Annotated in this window: 29 protein-coding genes; 8 read left to right on the top strand and 21 right to left on the bottom strand. The window is 69.2% G+C overall.

The genetic code is table 11. The features are described 5' to 3' along the window. Positions 1-56 precede the first annotated feature (56 nt). The 20 genes from ACFW9D_RS05550 to ACFW9D_RS05455 all read right to left on the bottom strand — a co-directional run bounded on the left by ACFW9D_RS05550 (position 57) and on the right by ACFW9D_RS05455 (position 18686). A complete protein-coding gene (locus tag ACFW9D_RS05550) occupies positions 57-302 on the bottom strand; it encodes a hypothetical protein (protein WP_384618134.1) in 246 nt (81 codons plus the stop codon). Between the two features lie 2 nt (positions 303-304). Beyond that, positions 305-1354 carry a major capsid protein gene (locus ACFW9D_RS05545; RefSeq protein WP_384618132.1) on the bottom strand — a complete coding sequence of 350 codons (1050 nt, stop codon included), beginning with the start codon at positions 1352-1354 and terminating at the stop codon, positions 305-307. Positions 1355-1370: 16 nt separating this feature from the next. Further along, a complete protein-coding gene (locus ACFW9D_RS05540) occupies positions 1371-1778 on the bottom strand; it encodes a head decoration protein (protein WP_384618129.1) in 408 nt (135 codons plus the stop codon). A 110-nt stretch (positions 1779-1888) separates the two neighbouring features. Beyond that, entirely contained in the window at positions 1889-2629 is a 741-nt protein-coding gene (locus ACFW9D_RS05535; RefSeq protein WP_384618127.1) for a hypothetical protein, read from the bottom strand. Positions 2630-2690: 61 nt separating this feature from the next. Continuing rightward, complete coding sequence (locus tag ACFW9D_RS05530; RefSeq protein WP_384618125.1) at positions 2691-4565, bottom strand: hypothetical protein; 1875 nt, start codon at positions 4563-4565, stop codon at positions 2691-2693. A 579-nt stretch (positions 4566-5144) separates the two neighbouring features. Continuing rightward, the gene (locus ACFW9D_RS05525) at positions 5145-7721 is read right to left on the bottom strand and encodes a terminase large subunit domain-containing protein (RefSeq protein WP_384618123.1); all 2577 of its coding nucleotides are present in this window, start codon (positions 7719-7721) and stop codon (positions 5145-5147) included. Then, positions 7702-8298 carry a hypothetical protein gene (locus ACFW9D_RS05520; RefSeq protein ID WP_384618121.1) on the bottom strand — a complete coding sequence of 199 codons (597 nt, stop codon included), beginning with the start codon at positions 8296-8298 and terminating at the stop codon, positions 7702-7704. The genes ACFW9D_RS05525 and ACFW9D_RS05520 overlap by 20 nt, the downstream gene beginning before the upstream one ends. A gap of 302 nt (positions 8299-8600) precedes the next feature. Then, positions 8601-10880 (bottom strand): hypothetical protein, encoded by a 2280-nt coding sequence (locus tag ACFW9D_RS05515; protein ID WP_384618119.1) that lies wholly within the window; start codon positions 10878-10880, stop codon positions 8601-8603. 34 nt (positions 10881-10914) lie between these two features. Next, a complete protein-coding gene (locus ACFW9D_RS05510) occupies positions 10915-11304 on the bottom strand; it encodes a hypothetical protein (RefSeq protein WP_384618117.1) in 390 nt (129 codons plus the stop codon). A gap of 1 nt (position 11305) precedes the next feature. Beyond that, positions 11306-13465 carry a hypothetical protein gene (locus tag ACFW9D_RS05505; protein ID WP_384618115.1) on the bottom strand — a complete coding sequence of 720 codons (2160 nt, stop codon included), beginning with the start codon at positions 13463-13465 and terminating at the stop codon, positions 11306-11308. A gap of 128 nt (positions 13466-13593) precedes the next feature. Then, entirely contained in the window at positions 13594-14208 is a 615-nt protein-coding gene (locus ACFW9D_RS05500; RefSeq protein ID WP_384618113.1) for a hypothetical protein, read from the bottom strand. Between the two features lie 3 nt (positions 14209-14211). Then, positions 14212-14712 (bottom strand): hypothetical protein, encoded by a 501-nt coding sequence (locus ACFW9D_RS05495; RefSeq protein ID WP_384618110.1) that lies wholly within the window; start codon positions 14710-14712, stop codon positions 14212-14214. Between the two features lie 41 nt (positions 14713-14753). Next, positions 14754-15659 (bottom strand): hypothetical protein, encoded by a 906-nt coding sequence (locus ACFW9D_RS05490; RefSeq protein ID WP_384618109.1) that lies wholly within the window; start codon positions 15657-15659, stop codon positions 14754-14756. Further along, a complete protein-coding gene (locus tag ACFW9D_RS05485) occupies positions 15656-16549 on the bottom strand; it encodes a GIY-YIG nuclease family protein (RefSeq protein ID WP_384618107.1) in 894 nt (297 codons plus the stop codon). The genes ACFW9D_RS05490 and ACFW9D_RS05485 overlap by 4 nt, the downstream gene beginning before the upstream one ends. 36 nt (positions 16550-16585) lie before the next feature. After that, positions 16586-16867 carry a hypothetical protein gene (locus tag ACFW9D_RS05480; RefSeq protein ID WP_384618105.1) on the bottom strand — a complete coding sequence of 94 codons (282 nt, stop codon included), beginning with the start codon at positions 16865-16867 and terminating at the stop codon, positions 16586-16588. Positions 16868-16930: 63 nt separating this feature from the next. Then, positions 16931-17158 carry a hypothetical protein gene (locus ACFW9D_RS05475; protein ID WP_384618103.1) on the bottom strand — a complete coding sequence of 76 codons (228 nt, stop codon included), beginning with the start codon at positions 17156-17158 and terminating at the stop codon, positions 16931-16933. 17 nt (positions 17159-17175) lie between these two features. Further along, on the bottom strand, positions 17176-17370 hold the full coding sequence (locus tag ACFW9D_RS05470) for a hypothetical protein (RefSeq protein WP_384618100.1): 195 nt from the start codon (positions 17368-17370) through the stop codon (positions 17176-17178). Between the two features lie 129 nt (positions 17371-17499). Continuing rightward, entirely contained in the window at positions 17500-17811 is a 312-nt protein-coding gene (locus tag ACFW9D_RS05465; protein ID WP_384618097.1) for a hypothetical protein, read from the bottom strand. A gap of 15 nt (positions 17812-17826) precedes the next feature. Further along, positions 17827-18222, bottom strand: coding sequence for a hypothetical protein (locus ACFW9D_RS05460; protein ID WP_384618094.1), 396 nt, complete (start codon positions 18220-18222; stop codon positions 17827-17829). Continuing rightward, positions 18219-18686 (bottom strand): hypothetical protein, encoded by a 468-nt coding sequence (locus ACFW9D_RS05455; protein WP_384618092.1) that lies wholly within the window; start codon positions 18684-18686, stop codon positions 18219-18221. Before ACFW9D_RS05455 ends, ACFW9D_RS05460 begins: the two co-directional genes overlap by 4 nt. 213 nt (positions 18687-18899) lie before the next feature. Here ACFW9D_RS05455 and ACFW9D_RS05450 point away from each other — a divergent pair, with 213 nt between their 5' ends. From ACFW9D_RS05450 to ACFW9D_RS05420, 7 genes are all read left to right on the top strand, one after another. After that, on the top strand, positions 18900-19226 hold the full coding sequence (locus tag ACFW9D_RS05450; RefSeq protein WP_384618090.1) for a putative quinol monooxygenase: 327 nt from the start codon (positions 18900-18902) through the stop codon (positions 19224-19226). Further along, a complete protein-coding gene (locus tag ACFW9D_RS05445) occupies positions 19223-20470 on the top strand; it encodes a helix-turn-helix domain-containing protein (protein ID WP_384618087.1) in 1248 nt (415 codons plus the stop codon). Before ACFW9D_RS05450 ends, ACFW9D_RS05445 begins: the two co-directional genes overlap by 4 nt. 185 nt (positions 20471-20655) lie before the next feature. Next, the gene (locus ACFW9D_RS05440; protein WP_384618085.1) at positions 20656-20919 is read left to right on the top strand and encodes a hypothetical protein; all 264 of its coding nucleotides are present in this window, start codon (positions 20656-20658) and stop codon (positions 20917-20919) included. Between the two features lie 231 nt (positions 20920-21150). After that, positions 21151-22284, top strand: coding sequence for a hypothetical protein (locus ACFW9D_RS05435; protein WP_384618083.1), 1134 nt, complete (start codon positions 21151-21153; stop codon positions 22282-22284). A gap of 77 nt (positions 22285-22361) precedes the next feature. Then, complete coding sequence (gene dnaB / locus ACFW9D_RS05430) at positions 22362-23765, top strand: replicative DNA helicase (protein ID WP_384618081.1); 1404 nt, start codon at positions 22362-22364, stop codon at positions 23763-23765. Between the two features lie 60 nt (positions 23766-23825). Then, a complete protein-coding gene (locus ACFW9D_RS05425) occupies positions 23826-24578 on the top strand; it encodes a hypothetical protein (RefSeq protein ID WP_384618080.1) in 753 nt (250 codons plus the stop codon). Between the two features lie 35 nt (positions 24579-24613). Next, complete coding sequence (locus ACFW9D_RS05420; protein ID WP_384618077.1) at positions 24614-25066, top strand: hypothetical protein; 453 nt, start codon at positions 24614-24616, stop codon at positions 25064-25066. Positions 25067-25123: 57 nt separating this feature from the next. Here ACFW9D_RS05420 and ACFW9D_RS05415 read toward each other — a convergent pair whose 3' ends face one another. Then, complete coding sequence (locus ACFW9D_RS05415; RefSeq protein WP_384618076.1) at positions 25124-25579, bottom strand: hypothetical protein; 456 nt, start codon at positions 25577-25579, stop codon at positions 25124-25126. Positions 25580-25722: 143 nt separating this feature from the next. Between ACFW9D_RS05415 and ACFW9D_RS05410 the strand changes: the two genes are divergently transcribed. After that, positions 25723-26025, top strand: a complete 303-nt coding sequence (locus tag ACFW9D_RS05410) for a hypothetical protein (RefSeq protein ID WP_384618074.1) — start codon at positions 25723-25725, stop codon at positions 26023-26025. The last annotated feature ends 95 nt before the right edge of the window (positions 26026-26120 follow it).

The following is a 26120-nucleotide window of genomic DNA, read 5'->3' as shown; positions in this document are numbered from 1 at the left end:
CCGCGGGGCCCCGCGGCGGGGCCGGCCCCCCCCCCGGGGTCGGGCCCGCACGCGCACTAGGTGCCGCTGGTGCCCTCGTCAGCGGCGGCCCGGCCGGTGGCCGGCTTCTTGGCCGCGCGCTTCGCGGCCGGCTTGTCGGACTCTTCGGACGATGCGGCGGCCGGGGCCTTGCCGTCCTCCCAGACGTCCGGGTTCTTCACGAGCGCCGCCAGTTCGGGGGCAGGCTCTTCACCGGCCCGCAGGTGCACCATGAGGCGCGTCTGCGGGTCCTTCACGAACGTGTCGGTGACCAGGCGGGCCATGGTCAGAACACCTTCGCGGTGATGTGGATGTCCGGCACGTACAGCACCGGCATCGCGACGGCGGCGCCCTTCGTCCACACCTGGACCGGGTCGTCCTGCCAGCCGTGGGTGACGATGATGCCCGGCGCCTCCTCCAGCTCGATGGCCGGGTTGTCGCCGGTGGTGAGGGCGATCGACTCGGCGGTGATGCCGTACTGCGTCTCACCCCACGTGGTGCGGTTCGGCGGAACCATGACCCACCGGTCCTCGGGGATCGGGCGGACCATCGTGCCGTCGTCCTTGGGGATCTGCACGTCGTAGATCTCGATCGGCGGCAGGTTGTAGCGGGCCCGGACGACGTTGACCTGGTCCGGCGCGAGCGTGGCGGTCGGGGTCGTGGACGGCGACACGGAGCCGTAGAACGCGGCCCGGTAGGCGTCGTTCCCGGCGAGGAGAGCGCGCGCCTTGTAGGAGGTGACGACCTTCTCCGGCATGGGGGCGCCGGAGGCGCGCAGGACCTCGAGCCACGCCAGCTCGTCGGCGATGGCGTCGGCGGTCGGGTCGGTCCATGCGACAGAGGCGGTCGGCATGTTCGCCGACGGCACCTGCGCGTCGTACTCGACGGTGAGGCCGTTCTCGCCGGCGAGGGTGAACTTGCCGTCCGTCAGGAGGTCGCCGACGGCGAGCTCAAGCCGGGAGCGGATGGAGAGCGTGTGCGCGGCGGTGTCGTCGTAGAGCATCTCGACGAGCTCGCTCGCGTCGGCGCCGCGGCGGGCCGCGAGGAGGATCGTCTCCAGCTCGCCGACGAGGAACTTCTGACCGAGCGGGGGCAGCTGGCCCTCGGTCTCGATCCGCTTGACCTCGCGGGACGCGATCGGGGTCTGCGCGTCGTAGGCGCGGTACTTCGCCGCGTTGACCCGGCGGCTGGTGCGGCGGGTCTTGAACTTGACGCCGTTGATCTGGCGTTCCGGCATGACGTTCGCGGTGAGCGTGTAGTCCGCGGGGGACTGTACGGCGCGCGCGAAGGCGATGATGTCGGTCGGGGTGATGTCCCTGAGCAGGGCCTCAAGCATGATCAGTCAGCCCTTCTCAGTTGAAGCGGATCTGGTCGGTGCGGTTCGCGGCCGCGGGGACCGTGAGCGCGATGGGGAGCTTGGCGGTGTCGACGTCGCCGTGGACGCGGAGCGCGGCGCCGGCCTTGGTGCTGCCGGTGTTGAACGCGGTCTCGGTGTCGAGGACGCCGGCGAGGGTCTGGGTGCCGTCGGTGGCGCCGGACGTGTACGGGGCGTACAGGCCCGAGGCGGTGATCTTGCCGAGGGGCAGGCCGGACTTGAGCCGGTTGGGGAGCCCGTTCGCGGCGGCGACGTAGTGGGTCCCGGACGTGAACTTGCTGAGGTCCAGGGTGACGGTCTTGTTCATGTCGGAGCCGTGCAGGGACAGCAGCCAGCGGCGGTCTGCGGTCAGGGTCTCCGTGGTGGTGATCGGCTGGATGTCCACGCCGACTCTCCTCCCGTGGGGATGGCACATGGGGTGTGCGGACACCGTGTGGTGTCGTCCACGGGGTGGTGCGGGAGGGCGTGGTCCCTCGGTCTGTGGGCCGCTGCTGGTTAGGCGGCGTCGGGCTTGGCGTGGCCCATCTTCACGGCGCGAGCGCGGGCGCGGGCCCACGCATCTTCCTTCGAGGCAGGCTGACGGGCGGGGCTGCCGCCGGCGGGGGCGCTGCCCGGCGCCGGGGGCAGCTGCGACGGCGGCGTCTGAGGCTTGACGCCGAACAGCTCGGGGCGGCGCTCCTTCAGCTTCTCAGCGGCGTCGGCGACGGCCTGCTCGTCAGCGTCATCCGCAACGCGCAGGAGGGCGGCCGCGTCCTCGAGGTCGTCGCCGGTCGCGCCGAGCCCGACGAGGACCGCACGGCGGGCGGCGGCCCGCTCACGGGCGATCGCGGCGGCTTCCCTGGCCGCGAGGTCCTGCTCGCGCTTCTCCAGCTCCTGGCGCCGCTTCTCTTCCTCGGACAGGGCGTCCTGCTGCGCCTTGCGGGCGGCGGCGATGAACGCCTTCGCGTCGTCGACCGTGGTGAAGCCGTGCTCGGCAGCGAACTCGTCGAGGGCCTGGCGGGCGCCGGCGCGTTGGCCCTGGGCCTTCTCCTTCGCGGCGATCCGCTCGAGGTCCTCCTGCGTGAACGTCGGGGACGGCGCTGCGGGCGGGGCGGGCTTGGGCGGGGCCGGGACGGGAGGCTGCTGCTCGTCGCCGCCGTCGGCGTAGAGCGTGCCGAGCGCGGCCACTCCGGTGTACGGGTGGGCCCAAGCGCTCGCAGTGTGGCGGCGGGTGTGGTGCTGCGTGGGGCGACGCATCTGTGCAAGTCCTCCCTGGACTGTGTCAGGCCCCGCGCCTAGATCCAAGTTCAGCACAGGATCACGCATCTGTTCCCCCCACTCCCCCGCTGCCTTCGTCCGGGGCCGGGAGTTCGGGCGTCGGAGCGGGCAGGACGACCTGCGGCACCTCGGGCTCTGGCGGCGCCTCGAGACCCAGGTAGTCGGCGACGGCTTCCGGGTTACCGAGGGCGTCGGCGAGCGCGCGGGCCTTCTCGAAGGACCGCGACTGGATGCGTTCGATCTCGTCGGCGGCGTCCTCGATCGGGAACCCGGCCTCCATCAGCATCTTGATGGCGGTCTCCAGGGAGAGGACGCCCTTGTCGACTCCGGTGGCGACCTGCTCGAGGATCGCGGCCTTGTCGGTGGGCGTGTACGGGCCGAACACGTACTGGGCGGCCTGCACGCGGATTCCGGCCCAGTCGGGGTGCTGGCCGGCGAGGTGGAGGCGCTGCACGAACTTCAGGAGGAGCGCGTACTTGTGGGCGCGGGCGAGGCGCATGGAGGAGACGAGCGCGTCGAGCGGTCCGAGGGTGAGCTCCATCGCGTACCCACTCGGGACCTTCGACGGGTCGAGGGTCCCGAGGGTGACCGCGGGGAGGCGCGCGTTGGTGGAGGCGCGGTCGGTGAGGTCGTGGACGTGGTCGCGCATCTCCCGCAGCGCCGGGCTGGTGTCGACGGTGATGAGCTTGCCGTTCTCCCCGAGCGTGAACACGGCGCCGGGGCCGACGCTGTACGCCTCGCGGCCGACGCTGGCGCCGGAGATGCCGATCATCGGGAGGCCGGTGGTGGCGGAGGCGCGGGCGGCGTCAGTGTCGGCGCCCTGCAGCTCGTCGAAGACTTGCAGGACCTTGGCCAGGCTGCTCTGCCCCCAGTGCTCTTCGGCCGCCGGGACGGTGTTGGGGACGTGGACGACCGGGATGAAGTCCAGCAGCAGGTCGAGCCGGTCGAGGACTTCGCCGTCGGAGCGGGTCGCGAACTGCGCCTTGGACATGGGGAGGTCGTCGACGTCGACGGGGCCCTTCAGGTCTCCGAGGTCCCAGGTGGCGTCGGTGAGGTAGCAGGTGACCGTGGACGGCTGCTCGTTCCACGGGTACATGCGGGTCACCGTGCCGGTCGTCTCGTCGACGGTGTCGCCGGGCCCGAGGACGGGCTGCAGCGCCCCGCCGCCGTCCTCCACCGTGACGGGGGCGCGGACCGCCCGGCCGGCGCCGTCGACGCCTGCGGCGGTGGCCGGGCCGATCGGGGCGAGCTCGTACGTGATCCTGCGCAACCGCGGCTTGAGACCCCGCTTCGGGTCCTCCGGCAGATCCCACGCGAAGTGCACGCAGTCGGGGAACTCGCCGTCGCCGTCCTCGGGTAGGACGGGGAAGTAGAAGCCCGGATCCATCGCCCGGACCGTCGCGCGCTTCTTCGCCGGGTCCCAGGCGAGCCGGTACACGCCGTCCCCCAGGGAGACGGCCTTCCGCTCGGTCTGCTGCACCCGCATCGCCAGGAGCTCGGTCTCCGCCCACTTCTGCAGCAGCTCCTGCACTCGCGCAGCCATCGCGGCCTCGGCGTCCCCTGTGTCGCCGCTGTCGTCCTCGGCGCCCGGGACGGCGATGTGCTGCTCCCGGCCCAGGACGTGCGCCATGACCGTCTCGATGAACATGGCGGGGTCGCCGAACTCGCGGCGCTCCCGCGCGCCCGGCCCGTCGACTACCGCCGCGAGTTCGGCGGCCTGGTTGTTGTCGTAGCCGGCGAGCACCTTGTACGCGGCCAGGCGCCGCTCGTCGTCCGCGGGAACCCAGGTGGCGGCGGCCTCGGGGAACGCGCGCCGGTTCGGCATGCCGCGGTCTGCGTCGGCGAAGACGGGCTTGTAGTTGAGCCACGACCAGCCGTCGATCACGAGGCGGCGGGCACCGGCGATGAGCCCCACGGACGTCCCTCCGTCAGTTCCAGGCCCCGCGCCTGTGATCAGGGTAGACGTGAGTACGGTCCGGGCTTCCCCCGCCAGTGAATCGTGCGTAGCGGTCGCAGGTTTACCTCGTAGGGGTTGAACTTTCCCGGCTAGGGCCTGAGTTGCCCGTGGGACGCCCTATCGTCTGTCCCTACAGCACATGTGGTCGTGGACTCCCGACTCCTCGAGGGCCGGAAGTCATCGCCCTCCGGCAGCCAGCCGGACCTTCGATCACATGAAGGGGATCTCTCATGACCCCGCTGTACCCCGACGAAGAACCGCCGGACTGGGCCTTCTGGTCCCTGGTGGTTGCGCTGATCCAGTACCACCTGGACCTGCTCCAGTGGATCGCCAGCCACTAGCCCGACGGTCTCGTCATCACCCAGAGCGGTCCGGCCAACCAGGTCGGGCCGCTCGTGTTTGTGGAGCTGGACTTACTGTGCAAGCTGCTCCACTAACTGCCACTGTAGGGATTTGGTTTTGTGGAGTCTCCACTTTGGCCGTGACGCCACCAGTTTCAGTGACAGATTCACAATCTGACAGATTCCCAAATTGGGATCAGCGCCGTCCTCGGAGTCGACTGTCCGCATACGTTGTCACTCCAGTGTTGGCAGCAGACGGATCCGCGAGCTCAGTCAGCGCGTGCACCGCGGCGTCCATGCGGTCCGGGGAGTCCATGCCGGGCAGCCACGTCACCATCTGCGTCTCCAGCTTCGGGAACTCCGCAGTGTGGTGGACCAGACCCGTCTCGTACAGCTGGGCGATCGGCTCGGCGCGCAGCCGCTTCCCCTTCTTCGCCGTGACCTCCACGATCCGCGGCATCACCGCGCCCTTCGTCTCCCCCTGCCGCTCCAGCTCAGCCCAGGCCTGGATGACGTTCTGGCGGGCCATGTCGCCGCCGTAGTTCGTCTCCACGACGATCGCGTCCGCGTGGAGCTGCAGGGCGAGGAGGCACGTCTCACGACCGCGCGCTTCTGCGCTGTGCTTCGCGGTGCGGTCGGCGAGGACGTAGTAGTGGCCGTCGCTCGAGCGGCCCGCGGCGACGATGCCGGACTCGTCGTGGCCGGGAGTGTCGCCGCCGGCAGGGTCGAGGGCGACGACGACGCGGGTGAGGTCGACGGCGCGGAACGCGACCGGGTTGACGCGGTTGTCGACGATCCATGGCCACTGCCAGACGCCGCCCTCGAGGGGTCGAGGCTGCTGCTGGTACAGGGCCCACCACACGCGTTCGCCGACAGCCTTGTGGGTGCGGGCGAGCTCTTCGGCGTCGTACTGCTCCGGCCACAGCGCCTCGCCGACCTGCCGCCCGAGCGGGTCGTCGTCGGAGAGCGCGAGAGCGGGCAGGTCGATGAGCGTCCAGTTCTCGGGCTCGGTGGCGAGGATCCGCCCGGACAGGTCGTCTTCGTGCCAGCGCGTGTTGATCAGGATGATGGACGCGCCGGGCGCCCGCCGCGTGTAGAAGACGGACTGGTACCAGTTCCACACGCGTTCACGCTGGGCCGGGCTGTTGGCGTCGTCGGAGCCCTTGAAGGGGTCGTCGATGACGCCGAGCGAAAAGCCCTTGCCGGTCAGGCTGCCTCCGACGCCGGCGGTGACCATGCCGCCGCGGACGCTGGAGTTCGGGGGCGCCTGGAGGTCGAAACGGTTCGCTGCTCGAGAGCCTTCGTCCAGGCGGATGCCGAGCGTGGGGGCGTAGTCGCGGAGCTGGTCTCGGACCCAGCGTCCGTGATCGTCGGCGAGGTCTGCGCCGTAGGAGGCGATCATGACGCGTGCGGTCGGGTTCCGGCGCAGGTACCAGAGCGGCCCCCACCGGGAGGCACGCTGGCTGTTATGGGTGGGGATCAAAGCGCGGCCAACAAGGTAGAGGCTCCCCTCCACCTGTATGCAGCGTCCCGGCTCCGGGGCGGCAGGCTCGACCGTCGCGACTGCGATGCGCCGTTTCGTCTTCACTGAGTGCTTGATTGCCTTGCGGGGCAGCGTGCCCTGGGGGAGCCCGTCGTGGGGTGTCCAGTCCGTGACCCAGCAACTGCCGCCATTCAGCGGGTGCCCGCCCCAGATGGACCGCTCGCGCGTGTCCGGGCCGCGCCAGGCAAGGTTCGCCCGGTAGCCGAGGGTGCGTGCCAGGTCGCGGACGCCGCGGGCGAGCTCCTCGGACGCGGAGACGAACCGGATGCGGCCGTCGCTGCCGAGGGAGCCGTCCGTGTCGACGAGGCCAGCCAGCAGGTCGCGGCGCTGCGCCTCGGAGGCGACGAGGTAGCCCTCGGGGATGTGCTTGCGGTCCATTACCCCGGCCGCTCGGAGAGTGGGCCGTATGCCCTTGATGTACTGGTAGTGGACGCCGGTGTCGGGATGGATCCAGCGTGCTCCCAGTTCGTAGGGGATGCGGGCCGCGATGTGGTTGACGTCCTCTTCCGTTCCGCAGAACGAGGCCTTGCCCGTCGTGCCGTCACCGAGCCAAACCCCCAGCGTGTAGGGGTCCATGGGCAGGTCGGCGTCGGGGTTCTGCAGCGGCTCCACCGCGGGGAGCTGGAAGCGGTGACGGCCTCCGCGCCGGCCCTGCGGCCCGGAGTGGAGCTTCTGCGTTGCCAGGTACCTGGTTTCGACAGTTCTCCAGGTGCGCGGACTGCGGTCGTACACCGTCCATTCGTGGTTGGGGTGGACCAGAACGGACTCGCCGTCGCTGAAAGTGACGCGCATCTTCTCGTCCGACGGCGCCGAAACCCATTCGACCTGCACCGGCTGCCCGGTGGGCGCGTACACGTGATCGCCCACACGGAGATCGCCATGCCGCTTCCACCCTTCGGTAGTCAGCACCGGCTCTGAGTCGGCGACCTGCTTCCCGTGACGAGGAGGGCACGTGATCATCACCTGCATGCGTTCACCTGCGGCGATCCGCATGAACACGTCGTCGATCATGTCGAGGTGGCGGGCCTGCTTCTCCCTGCCTTCGGTGAGGACGGCGGCCAGGGCGCCCGGGGACCGGTCCATGGCCATCTGGCGTTCCACCCAGGCAAGGCGGAGCCGCAGTTCAGGGCTGGCTTGGGTGGCGACACGGCGGCGCTCGTCGGCGGGGAGGGTGCGGTAGTGGGCGAGCAGCGTGTCCTCGAGGAGGGCGTTACTGGTCGCTGTTGTCACCGGCGGCCTCTCCCCCGTTGGCCGGGGTGGTGTCGCCGGCTATGTCGATGAGTTGGCCGAGTTCGGCGAGGGTGCCGGTGCCGAGCGGGACGGCGCCTCCGTCGGGTCCGGATACCTCGGTCCTGACGGGCATGTCGAGGCCGTTGAGTTTGGCGCGGCGTTCTCCGTTGCGGCGTCGGGCGTCTTCGATTTTCACGAGGCGGTCGACGGCTTGGAGGACGGGTGCGTCGTCGTCCATGGGCTGGTTGGTGTCGGGGTGGAGGATGACCCGCCCGTTGTTGACCATGATGTGGTGGCTGTCGAGCACGGCGTGGACGGCCTTCTCAAGCTTCGCGAGGCGGGCGAGTTCGTCGTCGAGGCGCTCGTTCTCCTGCTGCCGGTAGATGGAGACTTCGGCGGCTTCGGCGTCGCGGTGGGCTTCGAGGGCGCGGTGGAGGTCGCGGCGGGCAGCGTTGGGGCTGGCGTAGCCCAGGGCGAGGATGCGCTCGTCGTCGTACCGGACGCCCTGCCTGCGGAGGCGGAGGAGTTCGGTACGACGGAGTCGGGTCTCGTCCTGCTTGAGTTTGGAGGCTGGCATGGCGGTGGGGCTCCCGCTGAGTGTGTGGTTGTGAGGCCCCGCGCCTGGTGTTGATGATCGGTGATGTTCGGGGGTTTGTTCCCCGGGATGTACGGAGGCCCGGCAGCGCGGGGGACGCTGTCGGGCCTCTCGGGCTCGGGGGTGCGGACCTGGGGGTGGTATCCGGTCCCGAGCGGTTGGTGGCACGGCCAGGAGGTGAGGGGCGCGGGGACGCTGCTCGCCTCCTGGCCGGTGCATGTTCATGGTGGGGCACGATCGGCGGTTTGTCTGAGGCGCCTTCCCCGTCATCCCCAGCGTGGCTCCTACTGCTCCTGGTCGGTGTCGGTGGGCTTGGGGCCGATGGCCCAGAAGCCGCGGGGGGCGTCGTCGGGCTGGTGGATCTCGCCGGCCTTCTTGAGCTTGGTGAGGGTGTTCTCGAGCGTCTTCTGTTCGAGCTGGGTGCAGGCGGCGATGTCGTCCTTGTGCATGGGAATCGGGGACCCGTCGGCGGGGTCGGTGCTGTCACTGAGGACCTTCTTGACCCGCTGGTCGGCCTTCACGACGGGCTGCCGCGGTGTCGCGGGCGCGCTGGTGATGGTGAAGACGCCGTCCTCGTCCTCGGTCTGGGCGCCGGGCAGGACGGACTGTTCGGCCAGGTCGTGGCGCTCGTCCCAGAGCGGCCAGTCAGCGGGGTGCGCGATCTGGTTGAAGTCGACGTACGGGAGGGCGTCCTCGAGGAGCCAGGTGCGGCACATCTCGGCGGCGCTGCCGGCGCTGGCAGTGAAGTTCAGGCCGAACGTGCGGGTCGGGTCGTCCTCGGGCACGCTCTCGTCGAAGATCATGGCGCGTTCGCCGGACCAGGCGGCGGGGATGTCGGAGGGGTCGCAGCCGGCGAAGTTGTCGGGGAGGTCGACGAGGCGCTTCTGCATGGAGTCGGCGCGGTGGAGGACGAGGCTGCCGCCGTAGAACATGTTGTCGCGGATCGCGGCGTCTCCGCCCCAAGACTTGAGCTGGAGGAGCTGGTCGGCGCCGATGACGGGCATGCCCATCGAGCGTCCGAGGGTGGCGCCGGCGTTGATGATGAAGGTGGCTTCCTCGCGGCAGGGGGCGTTCTCACCGAGGAGCTTGCTGGCTTCGTCCATGACGAGCGGGACCCACGGGCGTTCGGGGGTGGAGGCGAAGTTCTTCGTCTCGGTGCGGGCGGACTCGTCGATGCGGTGCATGAGGATGCGGAACCAGATGCGGAGCGCCCCGAGGGCGCCGTCGACGCCGGTGCCGGAGTAGGCGGCCATCTTGGCGACGGTCGGGTTGGAGGATCCCTTCGGGTCGGCGTAGATGATCGCGGACCCGTTGATGTGGTGGGCGAGGGCGATGAGCTGGAGGGTGCCGCCCTTTCCGGAGCCTGTGACGCCGGTGACGATGATGTGCTGCGCGCCGAGCTTGGGGTCGAAGATCTGCAGGCGCATGGGGTGGCCGGAGACGGCACGGCCGAGGCGGACGTAGCCGTTCTTGTTGGGGCGCAGGACGTCGATGCCGGGAAATTCGGCGCCGTCCTCGAGGGGGTTGCGGTCCATGCGCCGGATGTAGGCCTCGCGCGGGTTGTCGAGGGGCTCGTAGGAGACGAGGAGCGGGTTCTTGATGCGGAGGGCGCCGACGAGGTCGCGGCGGTCGGGGGCGGTGAGGGCGCCGTCGAAGTTGTCGTCGGCGACGATGCGGGCGACTTCGCCGCCGGTGTTGGGGTCGGGCTGGTGGTCTTCGAGGTGGGTGTGGGGCATCAGGCCGCCGGGCTTGGCCACGTACTTGCGCCAGGCGCCGGGGAGGGTGGACGGGTCGTGTTCGGCGGGGGCGACGAGGTGCACGGTGATGTGCTTCTCGCCGGCGTGCGCACCGTCCTTGATGTCGATCCACTCGATGTTCTTCTCGTAGACGGCGGAGATGGTCTCCCGGGTGACGGTGACCGGGTTCGGGGTGGGGGCGGTGATGGTGCCGGTCCAGCGGTGGCGGCCGTGGGTGCGCAGCACGAGTTCCTGGCGCGGGTTGGTGCCCGCGGGGTTGGAGATGTGGGCGGCCCACATTTTGCGGACGCGCTGATCTGCGGTGAGCGGGCCGGTGGTCTTCTTCGCTGTGGCGGCGCGCGCCTTGCGGCTGGTCGTGGTCCGCTTGCCGGAGAGGAGGACCTTGCGGAGCTTGAAGGGGGTGTGGGCGACGGCCGCCCACCAGGTGAGGGACACGAGGCCCTTGAGGGTGGGCATGTCGGTGATGCCGGCCATGAGGAGGTCGGTGCCCTGCCAGCCGCCCTTCCAGGTGACGCCCATGGTGACGCCGGTGACGAGGGTGGAGATGCCGAGGGGGACGCGCTGGGCGCGGAGGATGTCGGTGGGCAGGTGCTGGGACAGGTCGGCCGGGAGGTGGCCGGTGTAGTTGGCGCCGGCCAGGGCTGCCGCGCCGCCGTAGCCGATGAGGGCGAGGAACGATGCGGAGTCGTTGAGGAGCGGCATCGTGATCCCTGTGGTGATGGGGGCGAGGGATCCGGCGGCGGCGATGGCGCGTTCGATGGTCGGCTTGGCGGTCTTGCGGACTGCGGCGGTGTTCGGGGCGGACACGACGGTCCCTCCTTCAGGAGTGTCGACGGGGTGGCTAGTTGGGGGTGATCCAGTCGGGGTCGACCTGGGCGAGTTCCCGCTGGTCGACCGGGGAGCGCTGGAACGCTTCCTGGACGCCGTCGTGGGTGGTCTTCAGCTGTCGCAGGGCGGACTGGACGACCTTGCACGAGTCGCTCATGTAGCTGATGCTCTGGCGAATCTCGGACTGGGCGTTGCCGAGGCCCTCAGCGACCTGTTCGGTCTCACTGACGGTGTTCCGGTCGACGCGTTTCGCGGCGATCATCTTGGCGAAGTCGACGAAGTGGGAGCCGTGGTCGCCGATCTCTTTCATCGTCTCGGCGAGTTCCTGCGCGACGCCGAGGAGGTCCTGGTGGATGGCCTTCAAGTCGGCCTGGAGGGAGTCGTGGTTTCCCTGGGCGCTCATGTCAGGCTCCCTTGCTGGCGTAGTAGTCGAGGTTGTTCGCGGGGGCCTGCTCGTCGGAGTTCGCGACGGCCTTGTACAGCAGCCCGTACCGGGTCTCGGTGCGGGTCTTGAGGCCCTGCGCGGATTCGACGGCGTCGACGAGGATCCGCGTGAGTTCCTTGATGGCCTCTTCGAGGTTGCTGATCTGCTCGCTGGCCCTGGCTGCGATGGCAACGGACTTGGCGCCGGTGCGTCGGGCACGTTCGGTGTCGACGACGCTCTTGGCTCGGCGGCCGATCGCCTGGAGCTTGGCCTCCTTGGCCTTCAGGTCCTCAAGCTGCCACAGCATCCCGTACGTCTCGGCGGCGACCCGGTCCTGGAAGTGCTTCATGTTGCGAATCTCGCCGGCGCTGATGCTCTTGCGTTCCGTGCCGGGCGGCAGGTGCACGGTGTTGCCGGTCCGGGAGACGACGGGGATCGCGGCTGGCTTTCCGTCCGTCTCGGTGTAGGTGGGGATGTTGGCGGGGAGCTGGGTGGGCGGCTGGGTCACCGACTTCTCCTTCTGTGCGGTGCGCTGGGCGTGGACGGCGTCCATGGCTGCGGCTTCACGGCGGCCTGCGGCGAGGGGGCCGCGGACTCCGTCCTTGATGCCGTCGCGGTAGGCCTGGGCCTGGGCGGCGGCCTTCCCGAGGTGCTGGCCGTGGCGGTAGCCGTGCTCGCGGGCGGTCTGGGTGCGGAGCGGCTGCTTCTTCTGGGTGGGGGCGGTCTTCGGCTTCGGCGGGATCTGCTTGCCGTCCGGGGTCTGCTGGGTGGCCGGCTTGATGGGGTTGGCCGGCTTGACGGGGTTGGCCGGTGCCTTGACGTTCTTGGTGAGGTTGACGGGCGTCTTGCCGCTGGCTACGGGCGGCGGGGTCTGCGATGCCGGGGTGGGCTGGTTCTTCTTGGGGGCGGCGCCGTTCTTCCAGGGGCGGGGCTGCTTGATGCTCTTCGCCGCAGGGTCCTGGGGCTGCGTGTTGCCGGTCTGGGGCTTCGGCGCCGGCTGGTTCGGTCCGGGGGTGCCCGTGCCGGGGGTGTTGCGGCGCCAGGGCCGGGTTCCGGGCGTCCCGCCGGGGTTCAGCGTCGCCCGGGCCGGGGTCGGGTTGACCGGCGCGTGATTGGCGTTGGGGGACTTCTTGTTGAGGTTCTTCGGAGTTCCGAGGCCGCTGCTGTTGCCGGTCGGCTGCTTCCCGTTGCTGGACGCAGGGGTGTTCCTGCTGCCGCCGCCGCTGGTGTTCTGTGTGCCGCCGTTCTTCGGGTCGGGCTTGTTGTTGGTCTGGTTGCCGCGGCCGCGCCACGGCCGATCGCCGGGGGCTCCCCCGGGTGTCTTCGTGACCCCGCCGCCGGCGCCGCGGTGCGCCGATCCGTTGGAGCCGCCGCCACTGGTGTTGTTGGTCGGCGTGTTCTTCTTCAGGCCCTTGTCGCCACCGCTGTCGCTCTTGCCGTCGCGGCCGCCGCCGGACCCACCGCGGCCTCCAACCCCGGTGTGCTGCCGTCCGCCGCCGTGCTTTCCGGACGAGCCGTCACTGTTCGACTTCGGCTTGTTGTTCTTGGTCGTCCCGCCGCCGGTCGAAGGCGCCTTCCCGGACGATCCACTGCTCCCGCCCGCACCGTGGTTGCCACCGCGTCCACGGCCCACACCGGAGCCGGATCCGCCATTGCTCTTCGCGGTCTTGGGGCTGTTCTGCTGCTTGCGAGTGCCGCCACCGGAGCCGAGCATCGTGGCCGCCAGACCGGGGGTGCGGTTCACGGTCTCGGTGGTCTTCACCTGCCGGGCCTGCGCGCGGGCCTTCTTCAGGTCGAGGCGCTTGTTCGCGGTACCTCCGCCCTTGGCCCAGCGCTGCGCGCCGGCCAGGAGCCAGGCCCGCATCACGGACTTGGGCTGCGCCCCGGACTCGGTGGAGGTGTCGTCGTCGCTGGTGCCGTCTGCGTTGCTGTACTCGGCGGACGACCCGTTTGTGGACTGCTCGTCGTCCTCGGTGACGACGACGCTGTCACCGTCCGTGTCGTCGCTGGTGTCGGCGTAGACGGGTGCGACGGGTTCCAGGAAGGCGGCCAGTGCAGACTTCCGCGGGTTGTTCGTGTCGGTGTGGCGGTCGGTGGAGTGGGTGTCGATTACGGGAGCGGGGATGACCTCGGACGACATGAGATTCCTTACTCTCTGTAGTTCCTCCCACTTCCTCCCACCGAGAGAATCACCAGGCGAGCGGCCCGCATGGGCGGCCGCGAGTGGGTGTCCTGCCGGTGGGAGGAGGAAGGAGGAACTACGCTCGGTTAGTGGCAGTGGGTGGCCGGGGCAGGCTCGTCGGTGCGGCGGACTCGCTTCGCGGCCACCGCGATTCCGGCGGCTCCTGCGATCCCGGCGACGGCCCACAGCGGGTTGATCGCACCGCTCGTGGCCGTGTTCGCGACCGATCCGGCGACCTGCATGTCGTTACCGTCCGTGCTGCTGGCGTGGGTGACGGAGTACTGGTCGCGGCAGGCGTCGACGGTGCCCTGCAAGTACGGGGACTGGTCCTTGTTGTCCTTCACGCAGGCATCGATCTTCGCCTGGAGGGCCTTGTCCTCGGTCTTCTGACGGGTCGACTGCTTCTCGTCGACCTCGTTCATCACCTTCAGGCGCTCGAGCTCGAGGCGCTGCTGCTGCAGCTGGATCTCGGCGGCCTTGGCCGTCTCGGCGGCGACGGTCGCCTGGTGGTCCTGGTAGACGAGGAACCCGCTGGCGGCGAGGGCGACTCCGGCGGCGCCGAGGATCGCCTTGCCGCGCGGCGTGAGACCGGGCTTCACTGCCTTGACCTGCTGGTTCGTGTTGGGGCCGTACGGGTGGGGGTCGGTGTCGAGGCCGTTGGTCATGGCGGCGAACTCGTCGTCGTAGTCGGGGTTGTTCACGGGTCAGTCTCCGTTCGCTCGGGCTCGGTGGGAGGCCCTGGTGAGTAGGTCAGTGATCGCGGTTTGGGGGGTGCCGGGGAGGTCGTTCCAGGCGAAGAACTGCATGCGGATCCCGGCGGCGTGAAGGACCTGCTCCATGTACTGAACGGCCTGGTCACGGGCCTGCGGGGTGACGTGTCCGGCCTTCTCAAGGAGGCCTTGGGCGCCGCGGATGCACACCTTGCCGGTGGGGCTGAAGTCGAGGGACTTGCACCAGCCGTAGTGGTGGATGACGGCGAGGGCCTGCTGGAGGTGGATGGAGGGGGGTTGGGGGACGGGGTTGGTGTAGAGGCCGAGGCCGGCGAGGGTGGTGCGGAGCGTGCGGGGCAGGAGTCGCTGGCCCCAGGTGGGGATGGGCGGGGTGTCGGGGAGGACGCGGGCGCGCGGTCGGGCCGCAGGCGCGCGGTCGGGCCGGGTGGATACCCGGCGTTCGGCGCCCACGGTCTCTGCACGCTCGGTCTTCACTGCCTGGTCTCCTCTCAGGAGGGTGGGTGTGGTGGGGCGGGTTAGAGGTAGCCGCCGTCGGTGGCGTTGCGCTGCTTGCTGCGGGACAGGACGGTGCGGACGTATCCGGCGTCCGCTTCGATGCCCTGCTGCGCGAGGCGCTTCACGATCTGCGGCGCTGATGCGGTGGGCTCCGCCGCACGGACGATGCGGACCGCTTCAGCCTTCGAGACGCCCTGAAGCGACACGGGCTCAGTGCTGCGCGCGAGGGGCGCTTCACGGATGATGCGGGGCGCCTCGGACGGGGTGAGCGGCACGCGCGTCGCGGGCGCATCATGCCGTTCATCTGCGGCTTCACCATCCGCTTCGCTGCGCTGCACGGTGTCGGGGGCGGCGGTCAGCTCGAGGGGGCGGCGCCTCTGAAGCTCGCGGGTGCGGTCCTGGCGCGTCACCTCGATGTCGAAGTCCGTGGAGACCTCCGCCATGAGGAGCTCGGCGCGCATCGTGCGGCGCCGCATCTCTGCGGCGTGCTGCGCCTCTTCGAAGGCGAGGCCGCGTTCCATCTCGGCGAGGGTGGCTCGCTCCGCATCGGTGAGTGCGGCGGGGTCGCGCATGTCGGCGAGGGCGAGGGCCCAGACGGCCTTGGCGCCGATGGGGAGGAAGGGGCCGGCGAAGGCCATGGCGAGGTTGTCGTCGGCGATGCCGTGCCACACGAGGAAGAAGGCGACGGCCAGGAGGGAGATCCATCCGAAGAGGGCGACGGGCCACTTCCGGCCGGCGATGCGGACTCCGCGGTACTCGGCGTAGATGACGGAGCCCCAGACGGCGTCCGCGCATGCGGCGACGGTGATGCCTGCGATGCCGGCGCCGAGGAGGTCGAACAGGCTCCATGTCGTCCAGATGAGGGAGCCGAAGGACAGGGTGGCGGCGAGCTTGATGAGGGGCGACGTCTTGGTGGTGGTCTTCACTTGGCCTCTTCCTTCCGGGCGAGTCGGTTCTGGTCGGCGATGAAGTCGGTGAGGTTGCCTTCGCTGGCGAACCATTCGGTGTCGCCAATGCGGTAGTCGGCGAAGCGGTCGTGGAGGGTCTTCTCCAAGGGGCGGCTTCCGTCGAGGAGGAGGGCGACGTTCTCGGGGCGGAGTGCGAGGGTGCGGATCCGGCGCTTGAGCTCGGTGGTGGTGCCGATCTTGACTCGGTTGCCGTTGCGGATGAAGTAGACGAGGGGGTCGTGCTTCCCGGACGGGACGGGCCAGTTCGCGGTGGGCTCGGTGTCCGTGGGGAGCGCGCTGGTGGGGGTGCGGTCGGTCAGGTCGTATCCGAGGCCGGCGACGATGGCGCTGAGGCGCTGGCGGCGGAGTTCCTTCTGGGTGGTCTCGCGGGCGGCGAGCACCTGTGCTGTCTGGCGGGCGGTGATCGCGTCGATGACGGCCTGGTCCTCGGCGGGGAGGAACTGGCTGCGCATCCACAGGGCCCAGACGGCGTAGGTGAATCCGGCGAGGACTGCCATGAGAGCCCACAGGGCGATGCGGTAGGGCTGCGCTGCTGCGGCCAGGCTGGCGATGAGGAGGACGGTGGCGTGGCCCGCGAGGTGGCCCTTGCGGTACTGGCGCTGCCAGCGGCGGTCGTAGAACTCCTTCTGCTCCAGGTACAGGCAGAGCCCCCACAGCAGTCCCATGCCGATGGCGAAGAGCCACATGCTGCTGGTGCCGACCGGGTCCTTCTTGTAGAGGCTGGTCCAGGAGGTGGGCTGCGCGATGACCGCGGTGTAGGTGCTGGCCATCCCAACCTGGGTGGCCCATGCCAGGGCGCGCATGAAGCGGTCGGCTCTGGTGAGGCCAGACGGCTGGGTGGTGGTCACGGGGATCGGTGTCCTTTCGGTGTGCGGGACGGTGGGTCAGGCGGCGGGGGTCGGCTTCGGCATCGACCGGCAGTTCTGGGCGTGGGTGTTGGCGGCGTCGCGGATGGTGTTGGGCGGGTACCGGTCGTAGGGGTCGCTGCCCTTGTCGCATCCGTGGCAGGTCCAGCGGTTGCGCTGCTCGTTCCAGGAGCGGCCGTTGAAGCCGTGCTGGGTGTAGGTGCCGTTGCGGGTGACGTGGACTTCGGCGCCGCCCTGGGTGAGGAACCGCATGAGGACGTCCGGCTGGGGCTTGGTGGGCGTGGTCGTGGTCTCGGGCATGGCGGTCTCCTTACGGCGGAAGCGGAACGGGGGCAGGGTGAGCAGGGACATCGCAGGCTCCGGTCAGGCGGCGGGGGTGAGGGGCTCGCCACGGGAGGCGCGGGCGGCGTTGAGGAAGTCCTGGGCGTCGTTGGTGTCGAGGGCGATGCGGTAGCGGCCGAAGGCGTACGCGGCGAGGTCGTTGGGGGTGACGGTCCTGTCGCGGGTTCCGAGGAACGCTTCGCGGAGGAGGTGGTGGGCGGCGCGCATGAGCTGCTGGTGCTGCTGGCGGGCGCGGAGCTTGGCGAGCATGGCGGTGTCCTTTCGGGTCAGGCGGCGAGGTGGAGGGTGCGGTGGGTGAGGTAGCGGAAGGCGCGGATCGGCCGGCGCAGGCGGAGGGCGTAGCGGTGGCGGGTGCTGATTTCGGTGAGGACGAGGTAGGCCTCGTAGTCCTCGCTGGTGGGCGGGGTCGGAATGTTGGCGTGGTCGCGGATGAAGGTCTTGGGGGTGGTGCGGTTGTTCATGGCCTGCTCCTTTGAAGGCGGTTCGGGTGGGGGTGGTCTGGTGGGGAGCCGTCCAGTGGCTGGGGGTGGTACCGCTGGACGGCTTCCGACCAGCCGGGTCCCGCGGGGCGGGGCCCGGTGGTGGGGCGGTCAGACCATGTCGCGGAACTCGTCGACCGCGTCGCCCAGGTTCTTCAGCCGCCGGGTGGCGGCGTCGATGAACGACTGGCGCGACTCGTCGTCCTCGGCGGCGAGCGCCTCGGTCAGGAGGGGGATCGCGGTGTTGAGCGCGAAGGACCCGGTGATGCCGGCGGACTGCAGCTCGTCGATCGCGGCGTCGAGCTGCGGGATGAACTCGGCGAGGGTCGTGGCGGGGGTGTTGCTGGACGCGAAGGCGACGTCGTTGGCGTAGCGGGTGAGGATCGTCTCGGCGGTGACCTTCTGGGTCTTGATGGCGGGCATGGTGGTCCTTCCGGGTCAGTGGTGGTCGATGGCGGCGGCGAGGTCGGCGGCCGGCTGGTGGAGTTCGGGGTCGGTGAGGTCGAAGACGATCTGTTCGCCGAGGTGCTGGGCCTCCTTCTGGGCGGGGCGCGACAGGGAGCGGAGGGCGGGGTTCGTGTCCGCGTCGGCCAGGCGGGCGACGAGGTGGGCGATGGCGCTGGTGATGTCGCAGTCCGGGGATCCGGCGAGGGTGGCGATCAACGTCTGGGTCTGGTCGACCGACAGTCGGTCGTGGGCGATGAGGCGGATGCCGTCGCGGATGAGGTCGATGCCGGCGTGGATGCCTTCGAGGTCGGCGAGGATGCCGCCGAGTTCGGTGGTGTCGACGCTCTGCGGCGGGACGGGCCCGGCGTTGTGGAGGGGGCCGATCACGACTCGTCCTCGTCGGCGTACGGGTCGGCCAGGTTGCCGAGCATGTCGTCGATGGCTTCGAGAGCGACCGGCATATCGACGGCGCGGTGGTCCAGGACGGATGCCTGTACCTGCCGGGCGTCGATCGCGTTGAACACGTCGGCGATCTCGGCGGCGAGCAGGGAGTGGGTCCGGGCGAAGTCGACGGCGTCGGTGTTGAGGTTGTCCGCGGTGCCGATGCGGGCGGGGGCGGGCATCGCGCCGAGCATCTTCAGTGCCTCGATGAGGCCGGAGACGGTGAGGTCGACGCTGTGGCAGTGCTTCCAGCCGTCGGCCATGCCGTGCACGGCGATCGGCGAGAGGTTGATGCGGGCGACGAGTCGTTCGCCGTCGAAGCCGGCGTCGTTGCAGTGGCTGAGCGCGTGGGCGAGGGCCTGGATGAGGTCCTGCTGCTGCTCGTGGTTCGTGCGATCCTGGTTCTGCATGCGGATCGGCCTCCTGGTGTAGCAGGTAGGGCTAGGTCTGTATCCAGGGCCCGGTGGTAGGACACCGGGCCCTTTTTGCTGTCTCCGTGTGGCGACGTGACCGACGCTACTCGCAGTTCTTCTGCGAGTCAACGCACGATTGAAAGTTGCTCTGCGAGCTAGCAGAATCACTCTTAATGTGAGACTGTGCGCATGACGAATCAAGGAGGAGCAGTGACAAGCGGATACGCACTCACCGTGCGGTTCACCACCCGCGACGCCGCCGCAGCCCAGCGGTTCGACGCCCTTGTGGCCCGCACACTCGAGGGCATCCGCAAGGAACCGGGAACCCTGGTCTACGTCGTGCACGTCCCGGAGGACGAGCCGCTCGTTCGCGTCTTTTACGAGCTGTACGCAGACCGGGCGGCCTTCGAGGCACACGAGGAGCAGGAGCACACCAAGCAGATGCTTCTGGAGCGTGAGCAGTACCTCGTGAGCACCGAAGTCGCCTTCCTGAACGAGCTGGACGGCAAGAGGCCGGCCCCATCGGAGGCGACATGAAGCCTGTAGAGGAGAAGGACCGCGCATTCGGCCGGCACATCGCGAAGCTGCGCAAGGAACGGAAGCTGACCCAGCAGCAGTTGGCTGCGCTGATGCAGAAGACCTCGAGCTGGATGTCGCAGGTCGAGCGCGGAGTTCAGCCCGTGGAGCGGATGGACGTTCTACAGGAGCTGGCCGACGCTCTCGGCGTCGCTGTGCAGCAGCTGCGCCCTGGCGCTCCGCTGCCTGCTGTCGACGTCAGCTCGTCCTTCGAATACAGGTCCAATGACCTGGACGAGGCTCGGCAGATCATCTCCGGTCACCCGGCGGTCGGCACGATCCTGGGTGCAGTCCGGCCTGCGCCGAGCCAGACCCTGGACGAGCTGGCTGCCGGGGTCGACGAGATGTGGGAGCTCACCCACCAGGGAGAGTTCGCTGAGGTCAGCGCACGACTCACAAGCCTTCTGCCGGATCTCGAGCAGACGGTTCGGGTCGTGGAGGGTGAGCAGCAGGCGAAGGCCTACCTCCTGCTGGCCCGCACCTACCAGGCTTTGGCTGCCGCGTTCGTCCGACAGGACGAGGCGGACGCCGCCTGGGTGGCCGCAGACCGCGCCATCTGGGCCGCCGAGAAGTCCGGAGACCCGCTGCACGTCTGTGCCGGCGTCTTCCGCATGGTGCATTCGTTCGTCCGCCTGAAGCGGCTCGGTCAGGCCGAACATGCAGCCAAGACGGCGATCGATGCCCTGGAACGCCTGGACTCGCAGGGTGAGCTGACCGTGCCCGGGATGTCGGTGCTCGGTTCGCTGTACCTGGCCATGGCTCTGGTGTACGCCCGCGGGTCGAACCGGTCCGGTGCACGGGAAGAGATCGGGAAGGCCCGGGCTGTGGCAGCACGCATGGGCGAGGATCGCAACGACTTCAACCTGGAGTTCGGGGCGGTCAACGTCGAGATCCAGGCCGTCTCCACCGCGGTGGAACTGGGTGACGCGGGCGAGGCCCTCGACATCGGCGGCCGTATCGACGCCGACTCCCTGTCCCACGAGCGCCAGGGAAGGCTGCTGATGGACTTGGGGCGAGCTCACGCGCAGAGGCGGCACACAGGGGAAGCCCTCAGCTGTCTGCTGCGCGCCGAGGCGCTGTCGCCCGAGACCGTCCGGACGCACGTCGCCGCCCGCAAGGCCATCCGGGAGCTCGTCCTTATCGAGGGGCCCAGCGCGCCGCCTGAGCTGATGGCTCTTGCTGAGAGGGCTGATGCTCTCGAGTAGCTGAGTCGTTAGGAGAAGCGAAGTAGTACGGCCGACCAGCCCCAGAAGGGGCCAGCCGGCCGCCCCCGCACCCGGTGCGACCTGCGAAATCACTACCGGTCGGGGAAACCCCAGCTAAGGAGTTCAGCATGACCCTACCCACATTCTCGCGTTGGTCCGAAGTTTCTAACGCGAGGTGATCGCGGATGAACAGCACGCTTCCGCCGTTCGTCACCTTCACCACCGGAGCCGCGCTCCTCAAGGAGCTCGGGCTCGTTGACGACATCACCGCGGACGGTCTGAGATACCACGCCCGCCAGAACCCCGACTGGTGGAGATTCGGGGACCGAAAGGACCAGATCCCGTACGTCCGAGCAGGCGGACGGACACGAACGATGGAGACCGTCGAGTTCCTGAAGATGTTCCAGGACGGTCCGCGCCGTGGCGGCCGCGGCCGCAAGAAGAAGTGACTCGGTTACCGGGCCCTGAGATCGCAGCCTCAGGCGCCCAAACGAAAGACGACCGGCCCACGAAGCCGCAGCAGCCTCGAGACCGGTCGTCCAAGCAGTACCAGCGAATCGCAGCCGCTGGCGGAATGAGTCCCACCCCACTGAAAGGTCGTCCTCAATCATGAGGGTACAGCCCACGATCGATCTGCCAACTAGTCCCCCGGCACCTTCTTGCCCCATGTGGGGGCAGCCGTGAGTGCGCCGCACGCCGAGCAGATCACCGACGACGGCCAGTTCGTCAACCGCGGTCCGGTCGCGAGCGTGGCGGTGCACGCGCACATGAGGAGCGGCCCGCACGGCCTCTACGAGCACCCGCTGGACCTCACGCTGACCGTGGAGCTGATGTTCCTCCTCGCCGAGCAGGCGCGACGGGGGCCCGAGCAGGAGCCGCTCGTGGTGACGCCGCAGAGCGTTCTGGAGCACCTGAAGTCCATCGGGGTGCGCAGCGGCAACGGGTCCCGTCTGGTCGGTCGCGACGCCGTGTACGAGTCGTTCGCTCGGCTCCGCGCCAAGGGCTACATCCGGCGCGTGTTCCTCGCCGACGAGAAGACCGGGCAGCGCGCGGGCGTTGCGTACGAGTTCTACGACTGGCCGGCCTGGAACCCCGACGCCCCCAGCCTCTCTGAAAGCGGAGCATCGTCGCAGGTCGGATCCACTTCCGGCATTGCCGGATCCGGTGATGCCGGAAGCAGGAAGCCGGAACGGACAAAACCACGATCCTCGCAGGTCGGGTCCACTTCCGGGAATGCCGGATCTGGCAATCCCGGAACTAGCGAGTCCTCGCAGGTCGGGTCCACTTCCGGGAATGCCGGATCCCCCCCACACCCCCCGGAGGGTGGTGGTAACACCACCCCCAGCCCCCACAAGAAGGGACGGGGCAACCGGTGGGCCATCGCGTGCGCCCTCGACCCTGAGGACTACGTTCCGACCGCCGAGGAGATTGCGGCGGCCGACGCCTTCCTCCAGGACCTGCCGCACAAGTGGCAGATGAGCATCGACAACGCCCGCGCCCTCGCTCCGCTGCTCGCCTCCCGCGTGCACGCCCTCGGGCTGGAGCTGGACACGCTGCTGGAGATCGAGCTCATCGCCGACGACCCGAAGGACCCCGTCCGGGTTCCGTCGCGTGTCATGCCGGTCCGCATCCGCAACCTGAAGCGCCGCCGCCCCTCTGACGGGCTCGCCCCCGCCTCGGGTGGGCTGGCCGAGTGGTGCGGCGAGTGCAACAACGGCAACCGCCCCTACATGGTCTACGAGCGGACCGTGGAGCTCCCCGACGGGCGAGACGTCCCGTGCAAGAAGTGCCACCCGAAGCACGCCCGCGCTTGACCCCGGAAACGCCACAGCGGCCGGTTGATCCCTCGCCAGGGCCGGCCGCTGTCCCGGACTCCCGAAGGAGCCACAGCATGAGTATCCCCCAGCAGGTCCTCGAAGACGCCCCTGCGCCCGCCTACGGGCCGGAATCCGACTTCGACGGTCGATCCTTCGACCGCATGCCGCCGCAGGATCTGGACGCCGAGCAGTGCGTTTTGGGTGGCATGGAAGCGAGCCTCACCGCCATCGAGGACGTCGTCGGCGACATCCGTCTGCAGATCCGCGACTTCTACAAGCCGGCCCACCAGACGATCTACCGGGCCATCTGCGACATGTACGCAGCCGGGGAGCCCGTCGACCCGATCACCCTGTCCGCCAAGCTGACCGAACGCGGCAAGCTCGCCAAGGTCGGCGGCGCCTCCTATCTGCACCACCTGGTCCAGGTGGTGCCGTCCGCCGCGAACGCCCAGTGGTACGCGGAGATCGTCCAGCGGAAGGCCGTACGCCGCCGCATGGTCGAGGCCGGCACGCGCATCACCCAACTCGGTTACGCCGACGGTGACCTGGACGACGACCTCAACCAGGCCGGAGCCGAGATCGTCCAGCTCAGCGACGCACACGCCGAGGACGACTACGCGCCCATCGGTGACGACATCGACGCCGACATCGACGCCATCGAGGCGATGTCCCGCCGCGACGGCGCCCTGATCGGCCTGCCCACCGGGTTCATGGACCTGGACGGGCTGCTCGGCGGCTTCCAGTCCGACCAGTTCGTCATCGTCGCCGGCCGCCCCGCCATGGGTAAGACGACGCTCGCCATGGACTTCGCCCGCGCGTGCGCCTTCGACAACGACATTCCCGTCGGGTTCTTCTCTCTGGAGATGGGCCGCCGGGAGATCAACTACCGGCTGCTGTCCGCCACCGGGAAGGTGCCCCTGCACCACATTCGCACCGGGCAGATGACCGAGGACGACTGGTCCCGCGTCGCGACGGCCATGCCGAAGGTGAAGGCGGCGCCGCTGTACGTGGACGCCTCACCGAACCAAACGATGATGGACATCCGATCGAAGGCCCGCCGCATGGTGCAGCGCCACGGCGTCCGCATGATCGTTATCGACTACATCCAGCTCATGCAGACCGGCTCCAGCCGGCCCGGCGAATCCCGGCAGCAGGACGTCTCCGACATCTCCCGCAACCTGAAGCTCATGGCCAAGGAACTGCAGCTCCCGGTCATCGGCCTGTCCCAGCTCAACCGCGGTCCCGAGCAGCGCGCTGACAAGACGCCAGCCGTGTCCGACCTCCGCGAGTCCGGCAGCCTTGAGCAGGACGCCGACATCGTGATCCTGCTGCACCGCGAGGACGCCTACGAGAAGGAGTCCCCGCGCGCCGGGGAAGCCGACATCATCGTCGGGAAGCACCGTAACGGCCCGACTGCGACGGTGACCGTCGCCTTCCAGGGCCACTACAGCCGATTTGTCGACATGGCCCAGACCTGAGCACAACCCGCCCCCAGCCAGCATCGTTCGCACGACACCACCACCATGAAGGAGGCCCCGATGGGGCGTAAGAAGCCCGGCAAGCCCCGCCGGCCGCGGGTCCCCCGCCAGTACACGCTCAAGGACCTGGCACCGCCCGGGTTCGGGTACGACGAGTGGCTGCGGCCCGCGCCAGGGGCAGACCTCAGCAGCGTGAACGACCCCCGGCTCAGCACCGAAAGCATCGAGCTCATGCGCCGCGTGCAGCGGATCAGCACGTCGTACAACGGGCTCGTCCCCGTCGCCGCCATCCACCTGGACATGCTCATCGACGACGGACAGCTGCCCATCTTCCAGGGCGACTCCGGCAACATGATCCCGATCGAGGAGATGGCAGCCGCCCAGGGCAGCACCGGCACGGAGGCCATCCGGGAGGCGATCCACAACCTGCACGCCCACGGGGCGCTCATGGTCTTCCAGGACGAGGAACACGAGGCCATCTACGTCCGCATGGTGGCCCAGCGCCCCGAAGAGCCTGGAGATGCCTGGAAGTTCGCCGGCGACCCCGATGCCGTCGTCGCCTCCACCTGTATCCCCGACCACATCTGGAAGGACCTTCCCCAGGATGTGGCCGCGGCGGTGGTCTTCATGCGTAGCTGCCGGTCCCGGCTCGAGGAACCCGATCCCGAGGTGTACGGAACCCATGAGAGCGTGAACGGAACCGAGCACGCGAAGGAGCTGTTCGCGGCCGCCCTGGCGTCCGGGGCGGTGGACGAGAAGGGCTGCGAGGCCTGCCCCTGCGGGCACCTGTGCACCCGCTCCGGCGCTGAATGACAACCCACCATCCAACGAGGTCTACAAGGAGAGCCATGACCGTTACCCACACCCCAAAGACTGGCTCCGACACAGCAGTCCGCGACTACGTCCAGGCCCTGCTTCGCCAGATCCGAGCCGACGAGGACGCCCGCCAGGAAACCATCCGTGCTCTGGAAACGGACGGCCACCGAATCATCAGCGGCGGGCAGACGGGCGAGGACGCGTGGGACATCACGGACTGGCGCACCGGGGACCTCATCGCCAACGGCACTGGGAACTACGACGACTACGGCGCCGCTGTGGAGCGGCTTGACCCGGATGGCAAGTGGCGGCACATCGACCACGTCGATTCCGATCCGACCATCGTGGAGCCCGTCGGCATCCCGGACAGTCTTGCTGACGCGTTGCAGGACTGGCTGGGGTCCTCCGCGACGACAGACGAGGACGTCGCAGAGTTCGTGGGGTGGAGCCTGGATGAAGTCACCCGTCATCGCGAGGAAGGATGACGCCTCTACCCTGCCTGTCTGTGGCCCACCGGTGTACCGGTGGGCCACAGACACGCGTCAGCCCTCGTCGGCCTGCAGCGCCAGGGCCAGCGTCTTCCCGCCCGTCAGGATCGTCTGCGCGTCATCCGGGCACGGCGACCCCGCCATCCCCGCGTTCTCATCGTTCAGGCACTCATGCTCCGAGTACGCGTCCACCGCATCGTTGACCTTCCCGATCTCCGCCACCGTCTGCGGGTACTCGGCGCGGCCGCCCGCCTCATCGACGGCCTGCTCCAGATCGGAGACGACCAGTGCGATGTCGGTCAGGTGCTCGGCGCACGCCTTGTCGCCGACCTGGTTGCAGACCGCCTTGTTGCCGTCGGCGGCAGCGTCCAGCTTCGGCGTCCACTTCGCCGACAGCTTCCCGCCCGCCGCCGACGACGCAGCCGGCTTCCCGTCGCCGTCACCGCTCGAGCAGCCCGCGGCCAACAGAACAACCAGAACAGCAGCGGCAGAAACCGTGGTGCGGCGCATGGGACCCCCAGGAGCATTCGAGCGTTCCGGGCATCATGCGTCCGTACGAACCGTGCGTGAAGCCCGTGTCGCCAACCTGTGACCACTACGCCGCGGCGCAAGGTTGACGTGTCCTGCACCCCAGGCCGCCCGTTGGGCCCGGCATGAACGATGACTCCCTCGCCCTGTACGTTCGCAAGGTCATTGCGACGGCAGAACTCGCACAAATCGAAGCCACCGTCGACGACTTGGGCCACCAGGTCGACCGCGAGCTGACCAAGCTTGCAGCGATGGACCGGTTCGACATTGCGCTGCCCGAACTGGAGCGCCTCGAGGCCCTGTACCCCGGCCGCTCCAGCACGCGGGAACTCATGGAGGACGCCGGCGTCACCTGTGAAGGCTTGGGCCTTCACGAGACGGACCCTGAGCTGCTCGACGAGATGATGCGCGAGATGGCGCAGCAGTAGCCCCCCCCCCCGTGCCCTTAGTCCTCGTACGCGGGCGTCCACGGGCCGGGCGGGGTCGTGTTCTCCTCGCCGCAGTTCCAGCACCAGAACGTATC

The sequence above is a fragment of the Streptomyces sp. NPDC059524 genome (assembly GCF_042749255.1).
Classification (GTDB): Bacteria; Actinomycetota; Actinomycetes; order Streptomycetales; family Streptomycetaceae; genus Streptomyces; species Streptomyces xanthii.
This window is presented reverse-complemented; position numbering and strand designations above follow the sequence as displayed.